This is a genomic window from Halomonas sp. S3-1-1, assembly GCF_023757625.1.
Taxonomy (GTDB): Bacteria; Pseudomonadota; Gammaproteobacteria; order Pseudomonadales; family Halomonadaceae; genus Vreelandella.
In genome coordinates this window covers 384,500-401,923 of record NZ_JALGBZ010000002.1, presented here as the reverse complement: position 1 = coordinate 401,923, position 17,424 = coordinate 384,500, and the positions used below count along the sequence as shown (strand labels likewise).

Genomic DNA, 17,424 nt, shown 5'->3' with positions numbered 1-17,424 from the left:
CCCGATTCACAACAAGGATTGATCAATGATCCGCGAACTCACAACGCTTTTGGCGGTGGCCCAAGAAGGTACGTTCGCCGGCGCCGCGCAAAGGATCGGCCTGACCCAGGCCGGCGTCAGCGCCCAGATCAAGCGGCTCGAGGAGCATTTAGGGGTAGCGCTGTTCGAGCGCCAGGGGCGAAATTCCCAACTTACTCATCAGGGCCAGGAAGTGCTGAGCCAAGCGCAGGAGCTGATCGCCCTTTACGGCCAGCTCGGCCTTGCCGGCGAGCGAGCCGAGACGCAAACCGTGGCCATCGGGGCGATCGCCTCGATGCAGCGGCTGATTCTGCCCCAGGCACTGGCCCGCTTTCACCAGGCCCACCCCGCGTGTAAAACCCGCGTGCTGCCCGGACTCTCCATGGCGCTGTTGGATCAGGTGGACATTGGGGAGCTCGATATGGCGATCATCATTCGCCCGCCCTTCGCGCTGCACCGCGGCCTTTACTGGCACACCCTGGCACAAGAGCCGTTTCAGCTGCTGGTGCCTGCCGGAATCGAAGGCGATGATTGGCGCGCCCTGCTCACCCGCCACCCGTTTATCCGCTACGAGCGGACGTCGTTTGGCGGGCGCCAAGTAGAGCGCTTTCTGCGCGAGCAGCACTGCCAGGTGGAAGACGTGTGCGAGGTGGACGAACTCGACGCTATCGTTGCGCTGGTGGCAAGCGGCGTCGGCGTGGCGCTACTGCCCGCCTCGAAATCGCTGACGCGCTGGCCCGCTAAAGTGCGCGCAATCGAATTGCCTGCGCCGGACTTCTATCGAGAGATTGGCTTGGTCCACCGCGGCGCCGGGCTCTCCACGCCCAGCGCCCGGGCGCTGGCCGATATACTGGTCGCCAGCGCCGCCGCCACGTAAGCTTTTGGCTATTAAATTCCCCACCGGTCAATCACGACCAATACGGAGCGCGCTGTGAACCCGGAAGATCTGGAAAAACTCGTTACCTACCCCATGCCGTTTGGCAAATACCAGGGCTGGCTCATCGCCGACCTGCCGGGACCTTATTTGAACTGGTTCGCGCGGGAAGGCTTTCCCAACGGTGAGATCGGTACGCTACTAGCGCTGATGCACGAGATCGACCACAACGGCCTGAGCGAGCTTTTGACGCCACTTCGAGAGCGCCCAGCCGTTTCACATGGCCGCTAGCGGTTAGCCAATGCCTGCGCAAACTCGTCGCGGTAGGCGTCCTGCTGAAGAGAAAAATCTGAAGGAAAGCGCTCAAGCGTGCGCGCCAGCTCGAAAAAACCCTGGCCGGGCACGGCGTCGCGCCGGCTTACAACGAGAGCGGCGATAAAGGGCCGACCGCTGGCCGCGTCTTCATGCATGAGCGCTTCAAGGGCCTGGGTGACCCGAGCAATGGTGCGCGGCGGCTCGAGCCCGAGCGCCGTGGCGACCTGTTGATAGGTTAGCGGCAGCGCGCTTGCCGGGGTAGCTGTCAGCAGGGTTCTAACCGCAGCGGTCAGCGAATCGGATGATGCCATGGTCTACTCCAGGTGCTAAACGGGCAGATGAAGGATGGCATGGCGCAGACGATGCTCGTCACACCAGAGTTTTCCAAGCGTCAGCGGAAGCTTGAAGCGGCGCTTGCCCGCCGCGCCCGGGTTGAACAGCAAACGGCCACCGCGCCATGCGTGAAACGGCTTGTGAGAGTGGCCGTGAAGCACCGCGTCACAAGCGGTGGCCTCATTGAAATCCTTGAGCCGATGCACCAAGTGCAGGCGCCAGCCGCTGACCTCAAGGTTTTCCGTCATGGGCAGCCGCCCGGCCCACGGGGCGGTGTCGATGTTGCCGCGAACCGTGTAAACCGGCGCAAGCGCTTGTAGGCGTTCGAGGATCGTTTCGTGCTCGGGTTTATGGCCCACGTCGCCCAGGTGCAGAATCAGCCCGCAATCGTCGAGCAGCCTAAGCGCTTCGTCGCGCAACAGCCCGTGGGTATCGCTGATCACCCCGACCGGGGCGTCGAGTTTCATCCACGCCTACCCGAAAAGCTCGCCGATGGAGCGCTCGCCGTTCAAGAGCGTTACCGAGCGATTCTCGAGCGCCGGGTGCTGGCTAACGTGAACGAGGGCATAGGCCACATCCGCCCGGGTGATCGAACCGCTTGGGGAGTCCTCTTTTGAGTCGGCGAACCCGTGGGTCGGTGCCTCATCAGTGAGCGGGCCGGGCTTCAATATCACGTAGGGCAGCCCGGAATTTTCCAGGTAGCGGTCGGCGGCGAGCTTGGCGGCCATGTAAGGGCGCATTTTCTCCGGGGCCTCCAGCGGCTTCTCGGCGCGAATGGCGCTGACCATTAAAAAGCGCTTCAGGCCCTTCTCCTTGGCGATATCGACGGTACGCATCGCGCCGTGCAGATCGATCAACAGCGTCTTGTCCGGGCCGGTATGAGGCCCGGAGCCTGCGGTAAAAACCACTTCGCTGCAGCCATCGAAGGCGTGGGCCATCTCGCCTTCCAGATCGCCGATTACCACGTCGATGCCGCGCTCGGTAAACCAGACGGCTTGGTCCTCACGGCGCACCATGGCTCTCACGGCGATGCCGTTACTGTGCGCCTGCTGGCAGTACTGCTTGCCGATCTGGCCGTTCGCGCCGACTACGAGTGTCGTCATGGTGCCTCCTTGGCGTTTGCCTGAAGATGTTGATTTAAGCGCTGATGCTTGCCTATAGCCGTGTAAATGCCGACGCCGAACGCTGAATTCAACCCGGCCGCTCGATCACGAAGCGGTCGGTGATGCGCACGTAGTCGTTGCCCGCCAGCCGCCCGGTCGGCTTGAGCGTTTCCATGTCGACGTGGCGGCCGTCCCAAATGTTTTCGTCCACGTAGATGCTCTCGATGCGCGCCAGCACCAGCGACCCGGCCAAGGGGTTGTCGCCAAAGCGCACGATATCGAACAGCGTGCAGCCAAACGCGACGGGCGCGGCCTTGATACGCGGCACGCTGAGTCCCGGCATGTCGGCCTTTTCGAGCCCAGCGTGCTCGAACTCGTCTTCACCGGCGTCCAGGGTGGCACTGGTGGCGTTAAGCGCCTCGATCAGGTCTTCGCTGCCGACGTGCACCACGCACTCGCCCACCGCGTCGAGGTTGTTCACCGTGTCCTTGGCCTTGCCCTCGCCATCCAGAAGCGGCGAAAACGCCAGCACCGGCGGGTCGATGCTGGCGACGTTGAAAAACGAAAACGGCGCCAGGTTGGCCCGGCCCTCGGCGTCGCGGGTGGCGACCCAGGCGATCGGCCGCGGGCAAACGGTGCCGGATAACAGCCGGTAAATCTTGCCCGCGCTCAGCTCGTTGTCATCGATCGCGTAGTGTGGCATTGCATGCTCTCCGGTAAAGCTCGTTGACCAAGTCTCGTTGAATGAGGCTCGTTGAGTAACGCAAATCGCGTCTTGAAAACCGTTTCAAGATAGCAGGTGATCAAAAACCGCGAATAATCCGACCCAGCGACTGTGTTTTAATGGCGCTATATCAATGAACGATTCAGGGAGCCCTCATGCTGACGCTTTCCAACAACGTGACGCTTGCGGACTGGGAGATCACGCTCACCCAGATTCGCGCTCAGGGCGCCGGCGGGCAGAACGTCAACAAGGTCGCCTCTGCGGTGCATCTACGCTTCGATATCCAGAGCTCGACCTTGCCGGCGATCTACAAGGAGCGGCTGATGGCGTACTCGGATCAGCGCATCAGCAAAGAGGGCGTGATCATCATCAAGGCCCAGAGCCACCGCACGCTGGAGCTTAACAAGGAGGATGCGCTGAACCGGCTCAAGGCATTGATTCTGGAAGCGGTCACGCCGCGTAAGGCGCGCCGCCCTACTAAACCGAGCAAGGGTGCCAAGCGCCGCCGAGTGGATAACAAAACGCGCAAGGGCGCGGTCAAATCGCTGAGGGGGAAAGTATCGCACTAACGCGCTTTTGACCTCGATGGGCAGCGGTGCGCCGCAACACCGGCGCTCGCAAGTGACCCGGGGCGGGGGTCTTTCGCCAGGGAAGGCGAAAGTAGCGTACAGGGAGGTATTCACAGCGCCCCCGCCCCGTGTGGCTTGCGAGCCCACCGACGTTAATCATAACGCCAAGCGATGCGATCAGTTCATTGGCCTCAATGCCGGTCACTTAGAATATGGTGCAGCCCGCCACAGGCCACCATGGGGTCGTCGCAGTTGATGACGATGCGCGACTCGGCCAGCACGTAGCTGCGCCCGGTGATGGTGTTCTCGACCACCTGATACGCCCCCTCCTGATGCGTGCCGGTAAAGGTGCCGATGAAGCCGGTTTCGCGCAGCGACACCGTTTCGAGCCTGTCGCCTACGTTGAGCCGCCCCTCGAAGTTCATTAGCGCAAGCCTGGCCGAGGTGCCGGTGCCGGTGGTGCTTCGGCAAATCACGCCAGGGTGCACGTAGGTCGTCGAGCGCGAGCGAATGTAGTCGTCGGCGACCGGCTCTTCGGGCCCCATGAAGTGCAGAAACGGCAGCGGCCCCACGTCGCCCAGGGTGTAGTGGGAGAAGCCGCGCTTGGCCTTGATCGCCTCGACGATCTTGTAAGCACAGGCGGCAAGCTTCGCCTCCTCCTCGCGAACCAGTTTGAAGCCGAGCGCCTCGGCGTCGACCAGCGCGTAGAAGCCGCCGCTGTAGGCGATCGAAAACGTCACCTCTCCAATGCCCGGCACGGCAATGGTCTCGCGGTAGGTATCGATATAGCTTGGCAGCCCCTCACAGGTGACCCACTCTACTACGCCGTCCCGAACCAGCGCCTCGATCTGAACGAGCCCCGCCGGCGCCTCGAGCTTGAAGCGCTGAAGGCCCTCCCGCTTGGGCACCAAGCCGCTTTCGAGCACCGCCGTGGCGGTACACAGCGTGTTCGAACCGGAGTAGATGGGATAGCCCATCACCTCCATGATGATGTAGCCCGCCACCGCCTCCGGGTGCGTGGCGGGCACGATCAGATCCACCGACATCTCGGGAATGCCGTAGGGCTCACCCAGCAATAGCTGACGCAGGCCATCGGCGTCGTCGCGCAGGTACTCCATTTGCGCGCGTACGGTGTCCCCAGGCAGCGCATCGATGCCACCGGTGACGATCCGGCTGACGTCGCCGCCGGCGTGGGTGTCCATCAGCGCGATGGTATGGCGATTTTTCACGGGCGGCTCCGGTCAGTGAGTAAAGGCAGTGAGGGAGGTGATCGAACGTCGTTACTCTCGAAATCGCTACTTTCGAAATCGTTACTTTCGATCGAGCGCGTAGGCCGCGCCGTGGGCGTCCCACTGGGCGTCGGGCACTATTACGACCTTGCCAAGGTAGTCGCTCCCGCGGCTGACGAAGTAGCGCTCGGCGTCGTGAAGCTTCGAGAGCTTGAACGCGGCGTGCAGCACCGGCTTGAGCGCGCCGCTTTCGATCCAGTCCATCAGCTGGGCCGCCTCCTCCCGGGTGCCGTGGGAGACGCCGAAGATCTGCACCTGATAGAGATAGATCCGCGTCCACATGATCTCGCTCACGTTGCCGCCGCTGGCGCCGGCGATCGAGAGCCTGGGGTAGGTGGAGCGTGCGCTCATGTCGGCAATCATGGTGTCGATGAACCGGTCGGTCATCTCGCCGCCGACCAGATCCATCACCGCGTCGATCGGCGCACCGCCGGTGGCCTCGAGCACGCGCTCGACGAAAGAATCGAGATCGCTTCGGTCGATCACCGCCTCGGCGCCGAGTGCTAAAAGCGCTTGCACCTTGTCCGGTTGGCTGACGGCGAAGGGCACCGCGCCGACGACCCGGCAGAGCTGAATCAGCGCGGTGCCCACGCCGCCGCTGGCGCCGCTGACCAGCACGCGCTCGCCCGCGCATACGCCTGCGGCGGTCATCATGTGATAGGCGGTCTGATACGAGCACATGCCCATGGCGGCAAGCTCGGCGTCGTCGAGCGCCGGGTTAGGGATGTGGTAGAACTGATCGGAAGGGACGGCAACGTACTCGGCAAAGCCGCCGTCGGCGCCATGGCCGTAGTAGTCCGGCGCCAGGTTGATGTCGGCACGGGCGTCCGGGTAGAGGTTGAAGTCCAAAAGCCCGCGCTCGCCAAGGCGCGCCTCGCTGACACCTTCGCCCACGGCCACCACCCGCCCGGCGATGTCCGCACCCTGAATGCGCGGAAAGGTCAGCGTCGGCGTCCCGCCCATGGCAAAGGAGGTCACCTCTTCCTTGCCTTTGGTCGGGTAGAGGCCTTCCCGCGCCTTGCGGTCGGTGTTGTTCTTGGCCGTGGCGGTGACCTGCACCAGCACTTGGCCGGGGCCCGGGCGCGGGGTCGTCACGTCCTCGCGGTACTCGAGCTTTTCGACATCGCCGTGCCCGGTCAGGAGCATCGCTGCCATGGTATCGGGAACGGTTGAGCGCGCGTTGACCATAAAAGGCCTCCTGTCTCGGTACGTGAGGTGGGTTTGAATGACCATATCAAACTTTCCACCCCGCTCAATCCCCCGGCCGGACCATTATTTAGCGCAGGTCAAAACCACTTCTTGCGCTGGAAGTACCAGACCAGCATGCCGGCGATGAAGAGCATCAGCGCCCAGACGAAGAAGTAGCCGTAGCGCCAGCCAAGCTCCGGCATGTTCTCGAAGTTCATGCCGTAGATACCGGCGATGAAGGTCAGCGGCACGAAAATCGCGGTGATCACCGTCAGTATTCGCATGGTGATGTTCAGCTGGTGCGAGGAGATCGAGATGTAGCCGTCGACCAGGTCGCCGCAGATGTCGTAGTACATCTGGGTCAGGGTGTAGAGGCGCTCGAAGCGCTCGGCCACGTCGTTGATCGCGTGCAGGGTTTCGCTTTGATCCCGCGGCAGGTGCTCGTAGTCGTAGGCGGTCAGCTCCTGGGTGATGCCCTTGTGGTAGCTGAATATGCGCCGCATTTTGACCAGCTTCGAGCGATAGCTGATGATCTTGCGCATCAGCACATCGTTGCCGTCTTCCAAAAGCGCGTCTTCCAGATCGCTCAGCGCGGTCTCGAACTCCAGCAGGCTGTCACTGTAAAATCCGGCGGAGGTGTACATCACTCTGAGCGCCGCGCGCTCCGGCGACTGCGCCAGCAGCGCATGGCCCTGGGCGTTGAAAAGCCGCTCGACGCTCATCGCCTCGCCCGGATGCAGGGTGATCAAAAACCGCTCGCCGATGAAAAACGCGATCTGCTGAGGTACAAAGTTGAGCTCGGCATCGAAGGACGAAATGCCGCGGTAGATGATTAGCGTATGGTGCTCGAACTCCTCGATCTTCGGCGGGTGGCGATCCTTGTGGGCGTCCTGAATGGCCAGCGGGTGGCACTCGAAGCGCTCCAGCAGGCCGCGCTCGACCTCCTGGGTTTCGCCCTGAAGATCGATCCAGATATGGCTATCCGGGTTACTGCGCCACTGCTCGATGAGCTCTTCGCCGCCGACCAAGAGCGCGCTGCCCGGCGTCGTCAACATGGTGCGAATCATCGCCTGCTCTTCCTTAAAACGTTTAAAACCGTGCCGTTGCGGGCCCTAGAGGCTGAATACTTTAGCCTACGTTGAATTAAAGCGTTAACGCGACCGGCAATAATTAATGCTAACCCGGCAAAAAAGCCATACTTTTATATCAGACGCTCACCACGAGGAAACACCATGAATCAGACCGAGGCCAAGGAACATGTGCAAGGCCGACTGCACGCGCTGTTTGCCGACCCCTACCGCGCCTTCGACAACGATACGTCTGAGCGCGAGCTGCATATCAAGGTCGCGCTCTACGTGCTGCTCGCCCGCCCCATCGCGCGGGGGTTGATAACGCTTAGAATCGTCCACGGCTGGGAAAACGGCAACGACGACCCGGCGGCACTCGCCCATATCGACTACCCCCTGGCCTCGCTCGATGAATTTCGCGCGGCGGCGAGCGGCTTTAAGGGCGCCCGCCCACCTGCGCCTTCAAACGCCGGCGCCCTGCTGGCCGAGCCGCTGGCCGACGCGTTGAGCCATGCCCGCGAGCAAGGACTCACCTTAGAGCCGGGCATCGAGCGGGCCCCGGCACGCTGGCCGGCGTTCGAAGGCGGGCTCACGCTTTATACTCAGTTCAAGATGTACCACCGTCTGGTCTACGGCGAAGACGACAGCTACCGCTGCTCGCTGTGCCAAACAGCCCAAGGAACACTTGAGATTCACGAATTTCATCTCGAGGAGGGAGAGTTCGCGCTGCTCGCCCCGCAAAAGAGCGAAGCGTACAGCGCGAAGACGCTGCTGATTCTGCACGAAAGCCAACTCGATCAAATCGAGCGGCTTTTCGAGCAGTGCCTGCCGCTGGCAGACGATTGAGCGTGTTTTCGCCCGGCAGACGTTAGCCGAGCGAAATGGTGCTGTTGATGCCGCCGGAGACGTTTTCTGGCTCGAACCAGCGAGCGGTGACGGTTTTGGTCTGCGTCCAGAACGCGATCGCCTGTTTACCGTTGGGGCCCAAATCGCCCAGTTTCGAGCCTCTGGAGCCGGTGAAACTGAAGTACGCCACCGGCACCGGAATCGGCACGTTGATACCGATCTGACCGACATCGATATCGGTCTCAAAACGCCGGGCCACCCAGCCGGAGCTGGTGAAGATCGAGGTACCGTTGCCGTTGGGGTTGGCGTTGATGAACGCGATCGCCTCCTCCAGGGTGGCCACGTTAACCACGCACAGCACCGGGCCAAAAATCTCTTCCTGATAGATACGCATCTCTGCGGTCACGTCAGAAAACAGCGTCGGGCCGACGAAGTTGCCTTCCGGGTAGCCTTCCACCGCGTAGCCGCGCCCGTCGAGTTTGAGTGTGGCGCCCTCGCGCTCGCCCTGCTCGATCAGCCCCTCGACCCGCGCTTTTGCCTGGGGTGACACCAGCGGGCCGAGATCCGCGTCGCGCTCGGTGCCGGGGCCCACACGCATGTTGCGCGCGCCGTCGACGAGCTCGTCGAGCCAGGCCTGTGCCTCGCCGACGAGTACCACCACCGAGTTGGCCATGCAGCGCTGACCCGCCGCGCCAAAGGCGGAGCCCAACAGGCTATTGATCGCCTGGCTCTTGTTGGCGTCGGGCATCACCACGCAGTGGTTTTTCGCCCCCATCATCGCCTGCATGCGCTTGCCGGCCTTCGCCGCCCGCTCGTACAAAAGCCCGCCCACGTGAGACGAGCCGATGAACGACAGCGCCTTGATACTCGGATGATCGGCGATCAAATTGGCCACTTCCGGCCCGCCGTGCACCACGTTGAGCACGCCCGGCGGCACGCCAGCCTCATGGGCGAGTTCGACCAGGCGCATGGTGGAGCTCGGGTCCTGTTCAGACGGCTTCAACACGAAGGTGTTGCCGGTGGCGATCGCCAGCGGAAACATGAAGCACGGCAGCATGATCGGAAAGTTGAACGCGGTGATGCCCGCGCCGACGCCGAGCGGCTGTTGCATGGTGTACACATCCACTTCGTTGGCCGCGTTCTCGGCCAGCTCGCCCAACTGAAGCGAGGTGATCGAACAGGCGTGCTCCACGACCTCAAGCCCGCGGCCGACCTCGCCTTCGGCGTCCGGCAGGGTTTTGCCGTGCTCCTCGGTGATCAGTGCGGCAAGCTCGCCAGTGTGCTCGCGAATCAGCGCGGCGAGTTTCATCATGATGCGCATGCGCTTGTTCAGCGGTGTCTTGCGCCATTCAGGAAAGGCCCGTTGCGCGCTTTCGATGGCGCGCTCGACTTCATCATGGGTGCAAAACGGCACGCGGGCCACGACCTCTTGGGTCGCCGGATTCACTACGTCGCGCCACTCGCTGCTTTGCGAGGTGACGGCGGCGCCGTCGATGTACAGGGGGATATCGCGTAGAGCCACAGCGTCTCTCCTTGGCTTTTATTATTGCTTTATCGAAGGTAAGCGTACCGGCCAAGATATAGCAGCAAGTTGACGTAAACGTCAATTAGCCTTGACGCCCTGAGAGAGTCCGCACCCGCCATAGCGGCTTTACCCGGGCCCGACTATGCTGCGAGGTACTGCTTTGGGGTGTACTGCTTGCAAGGTACTGCTTGTAAAGTACTGCTTGCGAAGTACTGCGCGCCTTGTAAAAGGACGTCATTCAGGCGCGGGAGAAAGAGTAAAAGGTCGTTACCAGGAGGTACTCATGCAGACCTTTAGCTGTGGCTGTGGTAATCCGCTGTTTTTCGAAAACACCCGCTGTGTCGCCTGCGACTCCGAGGTGGGCTGGTGCCCGTCGTGCCGCGCCATCGTGGCGCTCGACCCGCTCGAACAGGGCGGCTACCAGTGCACGACCGCCGGCTGCGACGCGCACCTGACCAAGTGCCACAACTACGCCGTCGAGAACGTTTGTAACCGCATGGTGGTGACCGCCACGGTAGAGGATGCGCCGATGGATGAGGCATCCGGCAACGGCTTTACGCGGGCTTCCCCAGACGGCGATACAACCGGTACCGACGTACTCGGCAGCGACCCGCTGTGCGACTGCTGCCGCCACAACGACATGATTCCGGATCTTGGCGTCGAGGGCAGCCGCGAGCGCTGGGCCGCACTGGAGGCGGCAAAACGGCGGCTTTTCTACACGCTGGATCTCTTGAAACTGCCCCACGGCGCCACGCCCGAGGAGACGCACGTGCCGCTGCGCTTTTCGTTCATGGCCGACGCCCTGCCCGACCAGGGGCTTTGGCGCTCGGTGGCCGGTCAGCAGAAGGTGTACACCGGCCATGCCAGCGGGCTGATTACCATTAACGTGAAAGAGGCGGACGCGGTCGAGCGCGAGCGCCTGCGGGTGGACATGAACGAATCCCACCGCACGCTGATCGGTCATTTCCGCCACGAAGTGGGCCATTACTACTGGGATCTACTGGTGAAGGATCAGGATGAGCAGGCGTGCAAGGCGGTCTTTGGCGATCATGAAAACCCGACCTACAGCGAAGCGCTGGAGCAGTACTACCAGCAGGGCGCGCCCCAGGACTGGGCCGAGCGCCACATTTCCGCCTACTCCACCATGCACGCCTGGGAGGATTTCGCCGAAAGCTTCGCCTACTACCTGGATATGGTGTCTGTGCTCGATACCGCGCTTCACATCGGCCTCTCCCGCGCCGAGTACGACGGCACGCTGGATAGCATGCTGCTGGCTTACCACCAGGTGGGCCAAGCCGTGAACGAGCTCAATCGCGACATGGGGCTTTTGGATTTGGCCCCGGCGGTACTCGCCCCGCCGGTGCGTGAAAAGCTCGACTACCTGCACGCGCTGATCGCGCGTGCAGGCACCCAGCAGTCCACGCCGCCTACCGACTAGTCGTTATCCTGTTCCCCGCTGAAGCTGCCTTGCGACTGGCTTTGGGTGACGCGGGGAACGTCTTCGCTGTTGACGAAGTAGGTGGTGCTGAGCGTGTCATGAATTTTGGCAAAGCCCACCTGCAGCTCGTCGACGAAAGCGTGCAGCTTGCTCGGCGAGTGGGCGAGCGCCTGAATATCGGCGTCGACCACGTCCGCGCGCACCAGCGATACCGTCGCCACCACCCGGTCCTGGCGCGGCAGCCACTGAAGCTCGTGGGCCAGAATCTCCAGGCTGCAGGCGATCGCCCGCGGCAAATGGCTATCCTGAAGTAGAAAGCGCAGCACATCCGGACCACGCACGCGCAGGCGCACCTGCTGGCGATACATCTGGTAGGCGGTCAGCGATTTCAGCACGCTCATCCACTGCAGGTTCTCAAAGGGCAGAAGCTCCTCCGGGTTTTGCGGCAACAGACTCGCCGAGCGCACGTCGAGAATCCGCGTGGTCATATCGGCGCGCTCGAGCTGGCGACCCAGTTGAATGAAGGTGCGCGCCGGGCCATAGCTCAGCGTGCCTTCGATCAGCCCGGTCAGGGTCTGGCAGCTTCGAATCACGTTCTTCAAAAAGGTGTCGCGCCGGCGCGGGCTGACGCCGTTTTCGGCGTGATCCGCCACGCTCAGATAAAGGTGATTCACCTCCTCCCAAATCTCGCGAGGCACCACGTCGCGAGTGGTGCGCAGGTTCTCCCGCGCGCTGGCGAGCGCAGCGAGAATGGAGCTTGGATTTTCGGTATCGGCGCAGAGAAAATGCACCACCGCCTGCTCGTCGAAGTGATCGAAACGCGCGCGGTACTGCTCGAGCGTACCAGTCATTTCAATCAATGGTGCCCAGCCTAGCGGCAGGTTGCGCGGCAAATCGAGCATCAGGTGGCTATTGACGCTCAAAAGCCGCGCGGTATCCTCGGCGCGCTCGATGTAGCGCGCCATCCAGTAAAGATTTTCAGCGACCCGTGACAGCATGGCTCAATCCCCCTTTTGATCGGCGTGGGCCGGGTCGAGCTCGTCGACCTCGACGATCCAGGTATCCTTGCTCCCTCCACCCTGGGAGGAGTTGACCACGAGCGACCCTTCGACCAGCGCGACCCGCGTCAGCCCCCCGGTGGTCACGTGGATATCCGGGCCGGAGAGAATGAACGGGCGCAGGTCGACGTGGCGCGGCTGCGGAAGCCCGCCGGCAAGCGTCGGCGTGGTGGACAGCGCAAGCGTTGGCTGCGCCATGTAATTGCGCGGGTTGGCGCGAATCAGCTCGGCGAACTCCTCGCGCGTCTCTTTGGTCGAGCGTGGGCCGATCAGCATGCCATAGCCGCCGGACTCGTTGGCCGGCTTGACCACCAGCTCGTCCAGATGCTCGAGCACGTAGTCGCGGTCCTTGTCGAACATGCACAGATAGCTCGGCACGTTGGGTAGAAGCGGCTCCTCGTCCAGGTAGTAGCGAATCAGCTCCGGCACGAAGGCGTACACCACCTTGTCGTCGGCCACGCCCGCCCCCGGGGCGTTGGCCAGCGCTACGTTGCCCGCCCGCCAGGCGCGCATCAGCCCGGCTACGCCGAGCTTCGATTCCGGGTTGAAGGCTTCCGGATCGAGAAACTCGTCGTCGACCCGGCGATAGATCACGTCCACCCGGCGACGTCCTTCCACCGTGCGCATGTAGACCACGTCCTTGTCGTCGACCAGCAGGTCGCTGCCCTGAACGAGCTCCACGCCCATCTGCTGGGCGAGATAAGCGTGCTCGAAGTAGGCGGAGTTGTAGATACCCGGGGTGAGCACCACCACCTGGGGGTCGTCGCCGGGTCGAGGCGACATCGCCGCCAGCATGTCGTAGAGCTGGGCAACGTAGTCGTCCACCGGCAGGATCTTGTTCGAGGCGAAAAGCTCTGGCAGCACGCGTTTGGTCACGTTGCGGTTTTCGAGCATGTAGGAGACGCCGGAAGGAATACGCAGGTTATCTTCCAGCACGTAGAGCGTGCCGTCGCCGCCGCGCACCAGGTCCGACCCGCAGATGTGCGCCCAGACCTTGTGCGGCGGGTTGATCCCCACGCACTGCGGGCGAAAATTGACCGACTGCGCTAGCACCTCCGCCGGCAGCACCTTGTCCTTGACCACTTTCTGGTCGTGGTAGAGGTCATCGATGAACAGGTTCAACGCCTGCACGCGCTGCTTGAGCCCGGCCTCGGTCTTGCGCCATTCGCTGGCCGAGATGATGCGCGGCACAATGTCGAAAGGCCAGGCGCGGTCGATCATCGCGCCTTCTGAGTACACCGTGAAGGTAATACCCATGGTACGAATGGCGATTTCAGCAGCGGTCTTGCGCTCGGCGAGCTCATCGGCGCTAAAGCGGGCAAGCATGTTGCAAAGCTCGAGCGCCGAGGCGCGGGGTTGGCCGGGCGCGGCGATGAGCTCGTCGAAAAAATCCCGGCAGGGGTAATGATTCCAGTTCACTTGGCTCATGGGGCGCTCTCCTGGCGCAGCGAAGGACCACGGGTCCGATAGCTTCAGTTTAGATCCTTCTTTTTTAATCGCACTCTAACGAGTAACGCTCTGTAAACGTTATTCAACTCTCGACACCTCATGAAACATTCAACGCAAATAGTGCTGCAAAAAAAGCGACCCAGGGCGATACTTCACTTCATTCAGCGATGATCCGCCGCGGTGCCGGTGTCAGGGCCTGGGCGACTCGATCGAACTTCGTTTCAACCAAGGGTGGCCCATGACCATTCGCGTTGCCTTGCACCACCGTACCACCTACCGCTTCGATCGCGCGGTGGCGCTTTCGCCGCACGTCATTCGCCTGCGCCCGGCGCCGCACTGCCGTACCCACATCGAGGCGTACTCGCTGGACATCTCCGGCGACGATCACTTCGTCAACTGGCAGCAGGACCCCTTCGGCAACTTCAACGCGCGAGTGGTGTTTCCCACGCCGCGGCGCGAGCTCACCATCGCCGTCGAACTCATCGCCCCGATGACGGTGATCAACCCGTTCGACTTCTTTCTCGACGATATCGCCCAAACCGCGCCCTTCGTCTACCCGGATGGACTCAAGGCCGAACTTGGCCCCTACCTCGAGGTAGAAGAGCCGGGGCCAAAGCTTGCCGAATGGCTAAGCGAGGTAGACAAAACGCCGATCACGACGGTGGATTTTCTGGTCGCGATCAACCAGCGCCTGCAGCGTGACATCAGCTATCTGGTGCGCATGGAGCCGGGGGTACAAAGCTGCGAAGAGACGCTGACGCTGGGCAGCGGCTCGTGTCGCGACAGCGCCTGGCTTCTGGTGCAGATCTTTCGCCATCTGGGGCTGGCGGCGCGTTTCGTTTCGGGCTATCTGATCCAGCTGGTGCCGGACGTCAAGGCACTGGACGACGGGCCGAGCGGCACCGAGGTGGATTTCACCGACCTGCACGCCTGGACCGAGGTCTTTCTGCCCGGTGCAGGCTGGGTTGGGCTCGACCCGACCTCGGGGCTGTTCGCCGGCGAAGGCCACATTCCGCTGGCGGCCACGCCCACCACCGGCAGCGCCGCGGCGATCACCGGTTTTTCGGAGAAGTGCGAGGTCAGCTTCGACGTCGAGATGCGCGTCGAGCGCATTCACGAGGACGCTCGGGTCACCAAACCCTACAGCGATGCCCAGTGGGCAAGCATCGTCGCGCTCGGCGACCAGGTCGACGCGGAGCTGCAAAAGCAGGACGTGCGTTTGACCATGGGCGGCGAGCCGACCTTCGTCTCGATCGACGACATGGAGAGCCCGCAGTGGAATACCGAGGCTCTAGGCGCCCACAAGCGCGAACGCGCCGAGGCGCTGTTGACCCGGCTGCAGGCGGCCTATAGCGACGGCGGCGTGGTTCAGCAGCAGCAGGGCAAATGGTACCCGGGCGAGCCGCTGCCGCGCTGGGCGCTGGCCTGCTACTGGCGCAAGGACGGAAAGCCCTTGTGGCGCGATCCGAAATGGCTCGCCTGCATGGCGGATGCCCCCAATGTCCACGCCAACGAAATGCTGGCAAAAAGCTTCACCCACGCGCTGGCCGAGCGGCTCGGGCTCGACCCGCGCTTTTGGATTCCAGCCTTTGAAGACGCCTACTACTATCTGTGGAAAGAGCAGACACTGCCGGTCAACATCGACCCGCGCCAGACCAACCTGAAAGACGACGCCGAGCGGCGCCGGCTGGCCAGGCTACTGGAGCGGGGCCTGGGCGAGGTGGTGGGCTACGCCCTGCCCCTTCGCCACTCCGTGAGCCAAAGCCACCGATGGGAAACCGGTCGCTGGCCGATCAAGCGCGATCATCTCTATCTCACCCCCGGCGATTCGCCCATGGGCCTGCGTCTGCCGCTGTCGGCCCTGCCCTGGGCGGACCCGGATGATCAGCCCAAGGCTCAGTCGGTGTTCGCCCCACGCGACGAGCTTGGCGACATTCACGGCGAGGTGGCGCGGCGCCACGCCGAGCAGCACAGCTTTAGCAGTGCCGAGCGTTCCGGCCAGAGCACTCATACAAGCTCGAGCCACCCGGAGGGCGAGTCGGTGCAGCAGCAGCCCAGCGCCGAGGAGGACCGCGGCAAGGGCGTGGTGCACACGAGCCTCTGTGTCGAGCCGCGCGACGGGCGCCTGCATATCTTTTTGCCGCCGCTGACGCACCTGGAGCACTACCTGGATCTGATCGGCAGTATCGAGGATTGCGCCAAAGAGCTTGGCTGCCCGGTGATGATCGAAGGCTACGCGCCGCCCCGCGACCCGCGCCTGGAGAGCTTCATGATCACCCCGGACCCGGGAGTGATCGAGGTCAACATCATGCCCGCCGCCAGCTGGCAAACCCTGGTGGCGCAAACCGAGCGGCTTTATGAAGAGGCGCGCCTGTCGCGGCTGGGCACCGAAAAATTCATGCTCGACGGCCGCCATACCGGCACCGGGGGCGGCAACCACGTCACCCTTGGCGGCATGACCCCGGACGACTCGCCGTTTCTTCGCCGCCCGGACCTGCTGGCAAGTCTCGTCACCTACTGGCAGCACCACCCAAGCCTTTCGTACCTGTTCTCCGGGCTCTTCATAGGCCCCACCAGCCAGGCCCCGCGGGTGGATGAGGCACGCCACGAGGCGCTTTACGAGCTCGAGATCGCGCTGTCTCAAATGCCGGTCGGCGAAGTGGTTCAGCCTTGGCTGGTCGACCGGCTGCTGCGCCACCTGCTCACCGACTTGACCGGCAACACCCACCGCGCCGAATTCTGCATCGACAAACTCTACTCGCCGGACAGCGACAGCGGCCGGCTGGGGCTTTTGGAGCTTCGCGGCTTCGAGATGCCGCCCCACGCGCGCATGGGATTGATGCAGATGCTGTTGATCCGCGCGCTGGTCGCTCGCCATTGGAAAGCCCCCTACCGCGCCAAGCCGGTGCGCTGGGGAAGCGCGCTACAGGATCGCTGGATGCTGCCCCACTACCTGTGGGAAGACTTGAACGACGTGCTTGGCGACCTGCGCCACCACGGCTTTCACTTCGAGCTCGACTGGTTCGAGGCGTTTCGAGCGTTTCGCTTTCCCGTCCACGGCCGGCTCACGACGTCGACGCTCGACATCGAGCTTCGCCAGGCGATCGAGCCCTGGCACGTGCTGGGTGAAGAAGCCACCGCCGGCGGCACTGCGCGCTATGTCGACTCCTCCGTCGAGCGCCTGGAGGTCAAGGTGACCGGCATGAGCGACGAGCGCTATATCGTCACTTGTAACGGGCGCCGCGTGCCGCTCAAGGCAACCGGTCGCAGCGGCGAAGCGGTCGCCGGGGTGCGCTACCGGGCTTGGCAGCCGCCCTCGGCGCTGCACCCGCACATTCCGATTCACGCGCCGCTGGTGTTCGATGTGATCGATACCTGGAACGAGCGCAGCGTGGCGGGCTGCACTTACTATGTGGTTCACCCCACCGGGCGCAACTTCGAACACTTCCCGGTCAACGCCTTCGAGGCCGAGGCGCGAAGGCTCGGGCGCTTCATTCCCGGCGGCCATCGCCACGGCTTTCAGATGCCCGGCGAGGAGCTGCCAAGCCAGGAGCTGCCGCTGACGCTGGATTTACGCCGCCGGCCCAGCTAACGGGTTATCATCCACACTCAATCGCCGTTTTGGAAC

General features: G+C 63.0%; 16 protein-coding genes. 6 read left to right on the top strand and 10 right to left on the bottom strand.

Going from position 1 to position 17,424, the window contains the following annotated elements:
* Positions 1-25 precede the first annotated feature (25 nt).
* A complete protein-coding gene (locus MQW23_RS06910) occupies positions 26-895 on the top strand; it encodes a LysR family transcriptional regulator (protein ID WP_252107129.1) in 870 nt (289 codons plus the stop codon).
* A 54-nt stretch (positions 896-949) separates the two neighbouring features.
* Complete coding sequence (locus MQW23_RS06905; RefSeq protein ID WP_252107128.1) at positions 950-1,183, top strand: DUF3820 family protein; 234 nt, start codon at positions 950-952, stop codon at positions 1,181-1,183.
* On the opposite strand, the gene MQW23_RS06900 is transcribed toward MQW23_RS06905, so the two are convergent.
* From MQW23_RS06900 to MQW23_RS06885, 4 genes are all read right to left on the bottom strand, one after another.
* Positions 1,180-1,518 carry a hypothetical protein gene (locus tag MQW23_RS06900; protein ID WP_252107127.1) on the bottom strand — a complete coding sequence of 113 codons (339 nt, stop codon included), beginning with the start codon at positions 1,516-1,518 and terminating at the stop codon, positions 1,180-1,182. The genes MQW23_RS06905 and MQW23_RS06900 overlap by 4 nt on opposite strands.
* Positions 1,519-1,533: 15 nt before the next feature.
* Positions 1,534-2,007 carry a metallophosphoesterase family protein gene (locus MQW23_RS06895; protein ID WP_252107126.1) on the bottom strand — a complete coding sequence of 158 codons (474 nt, stop codon included), beginning with the start codon at positions 2,005-2,007 and terminating at the stop codon, positions 1,534-1,536.
* 6 nt (positions 2,008-2,013) lie between these two features.
* On the bottom strand, positions 2,014-2,643 hold the full coding sequence (locus MQW23_RS06890) for an SDR family oxidoreductase (protein ID WP_252107125.1): 630 nt from the start codon (positions 2,641-2,643) through the stop codon (positions 2,014-2,016).
* 88 nt (positions 2,644-2,731) lie between these two features.
* A complete protein-coding gene (locus MQW23_RS06885) occupies positions 2,732-3,346 on the bottom strand; it encodes a flavin reductase family protein (protein WP_252107124.1) in 615 nt (204 codons plus the stop codon).
* A gap of 176 nt (positions 3,347-3,522) precedes the next feature.
* On the opposite strand from MQW23_RS06885, the gene arfB reads away from it, so the two are divergent.
* Entirely contained in the window at positions 3,523-3,936 is a 414-nt protein-coding gene (arfB, locus tag MQW23_RS06880) for an alternative ribosome rescue aminoacyl-tRNA hydrolase ArfB (protein WP_252107123.1), read from the top strand.
* A 191-nt stretch (positions 3,937-4,127) separates the two neighbouring features.
* Here arfB and MQW23_RS06875 read toward each other — a convergent pair whose 3' ends face one another.
* The 3 genes from MQW23_RS06875 to corA form a co-directional block, all read right to left on the bottom strand.
* Entirely contained in the window at positions 4,128-5,165 is a 1,038-nt protein-coding gene (locus MQW23_RS06875) for a proline racemase family protein (RefSeq protein WP_252107122.1), read from the bottom strand.
* Positions 5,166-5,246: 81 nt separating this feature from the next.
* Entirely contained in the window at positions 5,247-6,413 is a 1,167-nt protein-coding gene (locus tag MQW23_RS06870) for an alcohol dehydrogenase catalytic domain-containing protein (RefSeq protein ID WP_252107121.1), read from the bottom strand.
* Between the two features lie 98 nt (positions 6,414-6,511).
* Positions 6,512-7,480: a magnesium/cobalt transporter CorA gene (corA, locus tag MQW23_RS06865; RefSeq protein ID WP_252107120.1), complete on the bottom strand. Its 969-nt coding sequence runs from the start codon at positions 7,478-7,480 to the stop codon at positions 6,512-6,514.
* A 165-nt stretch (positions 7,481-7,645) separates the two neighbouring features.
* On the opposite strand from corA, the gene MQW23_RS06860 reads away from it, so the two are divergent.
* Positions 7,646-8,326 (top strand): hypothetical protein, encoded by a 681-nt coding sequence (locus tag MQW23_RS06860; RefSeq protein WP_252107119.1) that lies wholly within the window; start codon positions 7,646-7,648, stop codon positions 8,324-8,326.
* 22 nt (positions 8,327-8,348) lie between these two features.
* Here the strand turns inward: MQW23_RS06860 and MQW23_RS06855 are convergent, their stop codons facing one another.
* Entirely contained in the window at positions 8,349-9,848 is a 1,500-nt protein-coding gene (locus tag MQW23_RS06855) for a CoA-acylating methylmalonate-semialdehyde dehydrogenase (RefSeq protein ID WP_252107118.1), read from the bottom strand.
* A 286-nt stretch (positions 9,849-10,134) separates the two neighbouring features.
* Between MQW23_RS06855 and MQW23_RS06850 the strand changes: the two genes are divergently transcribed.
* Positions 10,135-11,289 carry a zinc-binding metallopeptidase family protein gene (locus MQW23_RS06850; RefSeq protein ID WP_252107117.1) on the top strand — a complete coding sequence of 385 codons (1,155 nt, stop codon included), beginning with the start codon at positions 10,135-10,137 and terminating at the stop codon, positions 11,287-11,289.
* Here MQW23_RS06850 and MQW23_RS06845 read toward each other — a convergent pair.
* Both MQW23_RS06845 and MQW23_RS06840 read right to left on the bottom strand, forming a co-directional pair.
* Positions 11,286-12,287 carry an alpha-E domain-containing protein gene (locus MQW23_RS06845; RefSeq protein ID WP_252107116.1) on the bottom strand — a complete coding sequence of 334 codons (1,002 nt, stop codon included), beginning with the start codon at positions 12,285-12,287 and terminating at the stop codon, positions 11,286-11,288. The genes MQW23_RS06850 and MQW23_RS06845 overlap by 4 nt on opposite strands.
* A gap of 3 nt (positions 12,288-12,290) precedes the next feature.
* On the bottom strand, positions 12,291-13,775 hold the full coding sequence (locus tag MQW23_RS06840) for a circularly permuted type 2 ATP-grasp protein (protein ID WP_252107115.1): 1,485 nt from the start codon (positions 13,773-13,775) through the stop codon (positions 12,291-12,293).
* A gap of 259 nt (positions 13,776-14,034) precedes the next feature.
* On the opposite strand from MQW23_RS06840, the gene MQW23_RS06835 reads away from it, so the two are divergent.
* Positions 14,035-17,388, top strand: a complete 3,354-nt coding sequence (locus tag MQW23_RS06835; RefSeq protein ID WP_252107114.1) for a transglutaminase family protein — start codon at positions 14,035-14,037, stop codon at positions 17,386-17,388.
* Positions 17,389-17,424: the final 36 nt, after the last annotated feature.

Coding starts and splice junctions, on each gene's coding strand:
- MQW23_RS06910 (WP_252107129.1), top strand. CDS start 26: ATGATCCGCGAACTCACAACGCTTTTGGCGGTGGCCCAAGAAGGTACG.
- MQW23_RS06900 (WP_252107127.1), bottom strand. CDS start 1,518: ATGGCATCATCCGATTCGCTGACCGCTGCGGTTAGAACCCTGCTGACA.
- MQW23_RS06895 (WP_252107126.1), bottom strand. CDS start 2,007: ATGAAACTCGACGCCCCGGTCGGGGTGATCAGCGATACCCACGGGCTG.
- MQW23_RS06890 (WP_252107125.1), bottom strand. CDS start 2,643: ATGACGACACTCGTAGTCGGCGCGAACGGCCAGATCGGCAAGCAGTAC.
- MQW23_RS06885 (WP_252107124.1), bottom strand. CDS start 3,346: ATGCCACACTACGCGATCGATGACAACGAGCTGAGCGCGGGCAAGATT.
- arfB (WP_252107123.1), top strand. CDS start 3,523: ATGCTGACGCTTTCCAACAACGTGACGCTTGCGGACTGGGAGATCACG.
- MQW23_RS06870 (WP_252107121.1), bottom strand. CDS start 6,413: ATGGTCAACGCGCGCTCAACCGTTCCCGATACCATGGCAGCGATGCTC.
- corA (WP_252107120.1), bottom strand. CDS start 7,480: ATGATTCGCACCATGTTGACGACGCCGGGCAGCGCGCTCTTGGTCGGC.
- MQW23_RS06860 (WP_252107119.1), top strand. CDS start 7,646: ATGAATCAGACCGAGGCCAAGGAACATGTGCAAGGCCGACTGCACGCG.
- MQW23_RS06850 (WP_252107117.1), top strand. CDS start 10,135: ATGCAGACCTTTAGCTGTGGCTGTGGTAATCCGCTGTTTTTCGAAAAC.
- MQW23_RS06845 (WP_252107116.1), bottom strand. CDS start 12,287: ATGCTGTCACGGGTCGCTGAAAATCTTTACTGGATGGCGCGCTACATC.
- MQW23_RS06840 (WP_252107115.1), bottom strand. CDS start 13,775: ATGAGCCAAGTGAACTGGAATCATTACCCCTGCCGGGATTTTTTCGAC.
- MQW23_RS06835 (WP_252107114.1), top strand. CDS start 14,035: ATGACCATTCGCGTTGCCTTGCACCACCGTACCACCTACCGCTTCGAT.